The sequence below is a fragment of the Desulfoluna sp. genome, from assembly GCF_030145185.1.
GTDB lineage: Bacteria > Desulfobacterota > Desulfobacteria > Desulfobacterales > Desulfolunaceae > Desulfoluna.
This window is the reverse complement of sequence record NZ_JAQYWB010000128.1, coordinates 1-7,863: the sequence shown is the minus strand read 5'-3', so window position 1 is coordinate 7,863 and position 7,863 is coordinate 1. Positions and strand designations below refer to the sequence as shown.

General features: G+C 46.3%; 6 protein-coding genes. 1 reads left to right on the top strand and 5 read right to left on the bottom strand.

Features of this window, described 5'->3' with window-relative positions; genetic code table 11:
- Positions 1-328: 328 nt before the first annotated feature.
- Positions 329-1,639 carry a group II intron reverse transcriptase/maturase gene (gene ltrA, locus Q1Q75_RS22030; RefSeq protein WP_300675291.1) on the top strand — a complete coding sequence of 437 codons (1,311 nt, stop codon included), beginning with the start codon at positions 329-331 and terminating at the stop codon, positions 1,637-1,639.
- Positions 1,640-1,736: 97 nt separating this feature from the next.
- Here the strand turns inward: ltrA and Q1Q75_RS22025 are convergent, their stop codons facing one another.
- The 5 genes from Q1Q75_RS22025 to Q1Q75_RS22005 all read right to left on the bottom strand — a co-directional run bounded on the left by Q1Q75_RS22025 (position 1,737) and on the right by Q1Q75_RS22005 (position 7,587).
- Positions 1,737-2,147: a hypothetical protein gene (locus Q1Q75_RS22025; protein WP_300675289.1), complete on the bottom strand. Its 411-nt coding sequence runs from the start codon at positions 2,145-2,147 to the stop codon at positions 1,737-1,739.
- Between the two features lie 1,460 nt (positions 2,148-3,607).
- Positions 3,608-4,585 carry a hypothetical protein gene (locus Q1Q75_RS22020; protein WP_300675287.1) on the bottom strand — a complete coding sequence of 326 codons (978 nt, stop codon included), beginning with the start codon at positions 4,583-4,585 and terminating at the stop codon, positions 3,608-3,610.
- Positions 4,582-5,685: a DUF3696 domain-containing protein gene (locus Q1Q75_RS22015; protein ID WP_300675285.1), complete on the bottom strand. Its 1,104-nt coding sequence runs from the start codon at positions 5,683-5,685 to the stop codon at positions 4,582-4,584. Before Q1Q75_RS22015 ends, Q1Q75_RS22020 begins: the two co-directional genes overlap by 4 nt.
- Positions 5,678-6,838, bottom strand: a complete 1,161-nt coding sequence (locus tag Q1Q75_RS22010) for a DUF262 domain-containing protein (RefSeq protein WP_300675283.1) — start codon at positions 6,836-6,838, stop codon at positions 5,678-5,680. Before Q1Q75_RS22010 ends, Q1Q75_RS22015 begins: the two co-directional genes overlap by 8 nt.
- A gap of 158 nt (positions 6,839-6,996) precedes the next feature.
- Positions 6,997-7,587 (bottom strand): helicase-related protein, encoded by a 591-nt coding sequence (locus Q1Q75_RS22005; protein WP_300675281.1) that lies wholly within the window; start codon positions 7,585-7,587, stop codon positions 6,997-6,999.
- Positions 7,588-7,863: the final 276 nt, after the last annotated feature.

Sequence of the window (7,863 nt, the reverse complement as noted above, 5' to 3'; positions counted from 1 at the left end):
AGCCTGCAACACAAGGCGAAGTCCTCTATCCACTGTAGGCTCTGCCCGTATACTCGGCGCCCACGTACCGAAAGGCGTGTGTTTACCCCGGGAGGCCTCCCATGTGCCCTGGGACGTCGCGTGCGACGGAAATTGGCTGAGGGCAGGGCAACCTGCTTTGACCGCATGGGAGGAGTCAGCAGAGGGCATAATGTAGTCGGAGGAAACGAGATGCGAGAGTTACCTGCGGGTCAATCGGTTAAGGAGCCTCACCCCGACGAAAGGCCTGAACGGTGCCCGGTCCGAATGGGACGGGTAAATGAAAATGACAAGTAGGAGGTGTGTACTTATGAACATCATGCCCCGGCAGGAGGAAATGTTCGTAGCGTCGCAGATAGCCGAACGTCTGGGAGGCAACCCCCGGCTCATGGAGATGATTCTTGAGCGGAGGAATATGTTTAGGGCCTTGAAACGAGTCCGTAGCAACAAGGGAGCCCCCGGGGTTGACGGGATGACCGTCACTCAGCTTGGCGGATACCTGAAGAGGCACTGGCTCAAAATCAGGGAAGAGCTTTTAAATGGGACCTACAACCCTCTTCCCGTACGGCGCAAAGAGATTGCCAAGCCGGACGGAGGGGTGCGGTTGCTGGGTATCCCGACGGTGCTTGATCGACTTATCCAGCAGGCCATTGGCCAGATATTGGAGCAGGTATGGGACCCAACGTTCTCTGAGTCCAGCTACGGATTCAGGCCGAAACGGTGCCAGCGTGACGCCATATATAAGGCAAAGGGCTATCTGCTTGAGGGGTACACTCACGTCGTCGATATGGACCTGTCAAAGTTTTTCGACAGGGTCAACCACGATCGCCTGATGAGCAGGTTGGCGGCACGGATTCAGGACAAACGCGTCTTGAAGCTGATCCGCAAATACCTGACCGCCGGGACGATGATCGGCGGGCTTGTCTCGCCGTCAGTGGAAGGCACGCCCCAAGGCGGCCCTCTCTCACCGTTGCTCTCCAATATCGTCCTTGACGAGCTGGACAAAGAGCTGGAGGCGAGGGGGCATTGCTTTGTCAGGTATGCCGACGACTTCATGATCTACACCAAGAGCAGTAATGCTGCACAACGAGTCAAGAAAAGCATCACCGTGTTCATCACGGGAAAGCTCAAGCTTAAGGTCAACGAGGAGAAGAGCGCTGTCAGCAGGCCGTGGCTGCGCAAGTATCTTGGTTTTACGTTTATCCAAATGTATGGGAAGACAAAGATCCGGATCCACGCCAAATCGATCAAACGATTTAAGGAGAGGGTCCGGAAGCTGACAAGCCGCAACTGCGGAAAGAGCCTGTACAGGATAATTGAGGAGTTGAACAATTACCTCAGGGGATGGTGGAACTACTACCGTCTTACGGAAGCCAGGTACATCTTCAAAGCCCTGAACAAGTGGATTATCAGGCGGCTTCGATGCGTCGTCTGGAAGCAGTGGAAGAATCCAAGGACCAAGATTCGTAATTTAAAGAAGCTTGGAATCCCTCATGGTCCCGCCGTTATGTGCGGCAACGCACGTAAGAAATACTGGCGCATGAGCAAGGTCAAGTGGATAAATTTTGCGCTTCCGCCCCGATATTTCTTCTCTCGCGGATTGTTCCTTCCGGGAGTCTAACTCCTTTGATCAGCCGAATCGCCGAGGTACGCGATCCGTATGCCAGGTGGTGTGGGAGGGCCCTTCAGTGATGAGGGGTCCTATCCCGTTAGAAGTTTTAAGCTGCTTCGCTTGACGATGATCTATTGTAATTTCTTGCTTTAGTTTCTGCTTTTTCAAGCATTTGTGTCCTTAACGGTGCGAGGGCCAAAGCTGGTGCTATCGCTATAGTAAACGCAATGGGAACCGCTGGCCAAAACCACTCAAACGCTGGCGTGGTTTCGAGTGCAGGTAATAACTTAACAATTAACCCTGAAAGAAATGCCAAAAAAAGGTAGCCAATACCAAACTGAAAGTCGACTTTTTGTTGAGCAAATACGACAGCAACCCATTCGCCACTTGCAAAAAATAAGGATGAAATATTTTTGATTAATTCATCTGATGTTTTTAAAACACCAATGGAGAAATAGATGCCGCTGATAAGTCCCCAAAAACTGGATAACAGATCTATAAATTGCGAATATGACATTAAAATTGCCTTCTAACATTGTGAATAACCCGCTCATTTTTCTATCTATCACCTATATAGGCCTGAACTTCGGACAGGTTATCCGATATCCAAGGGGATAAAGTGGAAAATTGGAGGGGGTGGGGTTCTATGTTTTGATGTTCAATACTACCGAACAAAAAGTCCAGTTATTAAGGATGAGATCATAGTTCGTATGACAAATCAAGAATGGATTGCCGAATCATTTTCAATGGGCTCAATTTATTGTGCTATCGGCCAAGAGAGTTTTTTTGCGTTCTGTTTTGATCCTGCCAGGAGTCCTCATCATATATTGATATACCTGCCTTTGATTTTCCATGTTTTGCCTTGAATACCGTGATAGATAGACATAATTCCATTTTGGCCCGGATATTTCATGAGAAACCGAAATATAAAAGGACATACATCTTTATTGCAGAGTGTTATGTCGAAAAATATAAAGTGTCATTTTCGATCGTCTGTTCTATTTTCTCTCCCTTCCGGCGAGCCGAGTGAACCCATCTTCTGCGTTATCAGAGCATTGAGGTAAACCACTACATCTGCAGCTCTGATGCCTTGAATATGAATGCACTCGACTCGTGAAATGTCCGGGTTAGGCCGTTGATATGGGCAGATTTCCATGTTTGCCCTTTAATAATCCGCCATGAAAAGTTCGTGGGCTCCCTTTTATTGAAAGTATGAAACATGGAATTATTGCGATCCGGCCCCACCCTGAAGCGGAGGGACCCGGATCAACAGGTCCTTCGGGTTTGCCTTGCTGGCATGAAAAGCAGTGGGGTAGGGGGTGAGGGAGAAAAAAGAGAGGTTCTTCGTTCTTGGTTCTTCGTGCTTCGTTCGAGGAGTCGCTGCGCTCTATCCATTATAAAAAAGGGCTGGTGATTGTTCCGGGTATCTCGTGAACTTATCACAGAGCCTCCGGGGAGTGTTTCCAGGCAGAGGCTGGGGACGAGACAGGGAAAGAGATGTGCTTGGTTCTTGGTTATTCGTGCTTGGTTCGAGGAGTCGCTGCGCTCTATCTATTATACAAAAGGGAATGATGATCGTTTCGGTCCCATTCGTGAGCCCATTTTTTTTGCTTCTCGGGTTTGTCTTGCCGGTATGAAAAGCAGTGGGGCAGGGGTGAAACTCACAGGTTGCGGGGTTTTAAGCTTGGAGGGCAGAGCCTGGGAACGAGAGAGAGAGAGAGAGGTGTTTTGTTCTTGGTTCTTCGTGCTTCGTACGAGGAGTCGCTGCGCTCAATCCATTATGAAAAAGGGCATGGTGATTGTTCCGGGTATTTTTGTGACCTTATCACAGAGCCTCCGGCGAGCGTTTTCAGGGGGAATTCAGAAAAGCGTATGGTGCCTGTCCCCTGATCCTCTGATCTTTTCTTGAGATAAACCGATCTTGTAACTTATGGCTTTATAGGCCTTATATCTTCTGTTCTATATATCATATTTCGGCTATTTGAGTCTTAAATGAGGCCCTATATGGCCGATATAGATGTGCTTTTTGTTGTTGGCGGGGAAGAAATGAAGACGAAAACCATGGGTCAATTTAACATGATTTTCAAAAACTTCTCTGTGGCCCTCAGGCAGCCAGAATTCTCTTTCACTTCTTAATCGCGGGGTACGCAGAACTGTTTCAGACTCGCCGCTGACTTTATGATTCAAGCCGACTTCACGCAAGCACTCCGCTCGATAGATGGGGTAGACTCCATCCTTCCATTTTTCACAAAAATGATTCAGGGCGGTCAATGATTCTTTAACCTGATCCAAGACGGTTTTACTTGCCGACCAGGAGTTTAGTTGCTGCTGAGAATTTCCACAAAAGGTAAGGTGGGCGAAAATTTCTGAGCTTTGTGCCAGGAGAGTCTTGCCCGATGTGATTAACGCATTTCTTTGCTTCTGAAGTCTATGAGTTTCTCTCTCGAAACCATCTAAAGAATAAATATTCAGAATATTTATTCTGCTTAAGGATAACGTGCCCGATTGGTCCAGCGTTTCAACGTCTACCGGTAAGGATGACATTGTCCAGGGCCTACGGGTTGGAAAGCTGGTGAGCGGCGCTTCATGCCATGCCGCAGCACGGAGCGCTGAAAAAGAAGGGTCGTTTTCAAAACTCACATCAAAAAGGTCTGCGCCATCGTCAATCTCTTCGGAATTGAAGAATGGCTGCCTGGTAACGACGCTCCGAAATGCTCTGATAAGATCTTTGTTTTCATTGTTCTGGTTTTTCCTGTGCCACTCCTGCCAGTAATAGTGGTCAGCCAGTTCCATTCGAAACCAGTCTTTGTCAACACTCTCATCAACCAGGATGGTTGAAAGACCGATGTTCTGCGACATCACACATATTTTTAAAAAGTCAGGAATGCATTTATCGGCGTCTTCAGAAACATCAAAAGGAAGGGAGTGGTGATTGAACACAATGCATGATGTCATAAGAGTTTCTCCAGCAACCTGTCCCCTTCATCAAAAAAGCCCTGTGGCCAGACATTCAGTCTTCCCTGCTCATCAATCTCAGGGCAGACAACAAGAGCTTCATGGACTGAGGTAGTGCTCCTTTCAAGATAAAAAAGTTTCACATCATGGTTTGCAATCACTTTTTCTTTTACGGCAACACGGATTCCATTAAGAAAATGGTCCGAATGTGTTTCAATAAACAGCTGAACGCCATTATTGGCAGCAATTGAGCACAGGCGGCCCAAAGCCGACTGACCACCGGGGTGCAGGTGAGCTTCAGGATTTTCAATAATTAGCATATCACCTGGTTTTGCCCGGAGAATTGACACCAGTACAGGCAGGGCAAAGGTAAGGCCGAAACCGACATTTTGCGGCTTAAAGTCAGCCGTCATATCCTTTCCCTGCTCAAAGGCATAACTCAAGGCAACCGTATTCATCGCTTGATGCAGTTGGGCATGAATACGAATTCCCGGCGAAATTTCAGACATCCACTTGTCAAGGTTGTCCAGAAGTGACAAGGATGCAGCCTTTGAATGTTTCAGTCCTTTTATTGGCAACGCTTTCAGCCCATACTCTGCAATATAATGGGCGGTGTATTCCCCATGGTTGCCAATGGAGTTCAAATCTTTGATGTAGTAGTCAGAGGCTTCATAGGCCGCTTTAGGGCTGATTCGATCTGCTGATAAGTACTGAAAATTTTGATTGAAAAGGCTTAAGGATTGGATGTCTTCTATCGGTTCCTTTTCCCCCAGTGGTTGAAGATCTGATTTGCTTGAATAGTTGAAGATGAAGTTTACCGGAGGCCTCTCGTCCCAGACAATCGTAAACTCGATTGTTTCTTTCTCTGCATTTTCAGACAGAATATCCTGGCCGGTTCCCACTGAAACATAATCCCCTTTGAGTAGAAGGCCTTTATTTAGCAGGGTGTTTTTTTCCTGAGATTGCCTTAAAAGCAGCAGCGTTTGAATCAGTGATGATTTTCCCATGCCGTTCAAACCACTGAACAGGTTTAAAAATGAGAGAGGGAAGGTGGCATCATTCAATGCTTTAAATCGTTGGACGCGTATGAACCTAAGCATCAAGGACCTCTTTTATAATTTGGGAAACTTTGGCTTTTCTTGTTCTGAAATGGTCTTTTTTCTGGGTTGAATAGGTGATTGACCGAAAGTAATCATTATCATGAGTCATAAGATTAAGGTGGCTCTGAATCAACATTTCTTTATTAATGTATAACTTTTTTATCTCATTTTCAGCGAGTTGAGCAAGCGCGTTGGTCCAGACTTCAAATAGGGTTGAATTTTTTCTCACTCTCTTTGATGTTTGACCTGTCGTACTTTTTTCAAACGCTGATTCGCCAAATACCATCCAGCATCTTTCAATGGCTGTCTGAAAAGACGTTTTATACTCATTGAGTTCTTTTTTTGAAGCACCTTCCAGCTTTTTAATCATCTCATCAAGGAATGTGGCAATGTTTTTTTTGCTCTGTTCATAGTCCATGAACTGAAATGCGAGAAAGCGCAGCACCATCTCCTGGTCGACCATTCGTCGGCTCTGATCACCAATTGTTTTTTTCAGGTATTCATCATCAGCCAATTCTTCGAGATATTTTCTGAGTTCGGGGGCGGCCATGGCGTTGCGGATCTCCTGATCGTTTAAAATCAGACCTCCGGTATTGATTCGCCTGAAAATGGAATATTTCACAGCCTCTGGTGTGCCTGGCTGGATGAGGAAGAGGGTGACCTGACATTCATCAATTCTTCGCTGATAAGTCCGAGGTAGGTCGTCATAGCTTTTACCATTAAAATCTTTGAGATATTCAAGCCCTCGAAGTTTTAATTTTTTCTCCACGACAAATTTACGAATGGAAGAAAGACGTTGAAGCCCATCGACAACGAGCCAGCTGTCTTCGTTCGACGCGTCAAAGTAAAATGCAGGAAGCGGAAACCGAATGAGAATAGACTCGATCAGACGTGACATTTTGGGGTAATCCCATAGTTCGGCATGGCGCTGGAAATCGGTATTCATATCTATTTCGTTGTGATTCAGCCGTTCGATCAGGTTACGCAGTGAGTCTTGCTTAGAGATAATGTTTATTTCAGAGGGGTTGAATGGCTCCTGCATGACAGGGTCAGACATGTCCTCCTCTTCTCCAGGCGGGGGGGTCAGATCCGTGTATTCAATCTCAACGTCCTCATCATTGAGGATGGCTGATTGCTGCGTGTCTATAGTCATGAGTTTTTCCTGAAAGAATGTGTGCCTTATCGATGATCTACGGTTTGTGTCATATAATCTTTTGTTCCACCGTCAGTTTGAATTACACTACGAATACAACGTGGAAAGGTCAAGGGCATGGTGTTTGAATGCCGTGGAACAGTTCCTTTGAATTACGCTCATTCATCAAATAGAAACATTTCTTGAGATGAGCCTATCTCGTACCCCATGGCCTTATACCCCTTACATCTTTTGTTCCACATTCGTTTCAAGGGTGCGATTTCATGGTCTACGTAATCGTAGATTCGGATATCCTTTTTGCCTTTCTCTAAGCGATGAAGTCTGCCGGCATACTGTTGAAGGGTCCCTTTCCATGAGATGGGCATGGCAAGAACCAGGGTATCGAGCGGTGGATGGTCAAACCCTTCCCCGATTAATTTACCTGTGGCAAGAAGGAGCCTTGGTTCATCGACAGAAAGTGATTCAAGCCTTTTTAGAGCGTCTTCTCTCTTTTTTCGAGACATTCGACCATAGAGCGTAACATGTGGCATGCCCGTCTCCCTGAGCCTTTCCTGAAGCGTTTTTAAGTGTGCTGCCCTTTCTGTTAAAACCAGGATTTTTCGGCCTTCTGAAAACGCAGCTGAAATATCGTCAACCACCTGCCTGTTGCGCGCATCATCGTCAATAATATGCTTGAAAATTCCCTGAATACCAAGCTCCTCGTTTGGGGCGGGGGTGTCCAGAGTACGTGGCAGAACATTCAGCTTCATCTGGGTGTTCTGTGATGATTTTCCTTTATATCGGACAGGTCCGCATTGCATATAGATAATGGGTTGATGTCCATCCCGCCTCTGGGGTGTTGCCGTAAGTCCCATCACATATGTTGCTTTGGATTGTTTTAGCCCGGATATTTCATGAGAAAACAATCAGAACCAAGGAATAATCAATAATTACAGTTTTTTGCAGTAATATTTTTAGTCGTTTCAAAAATGCAAAATGTAATCAACGGTATTCTGTTTGATTTTCTCACCCTTCGGGCGAGCCGG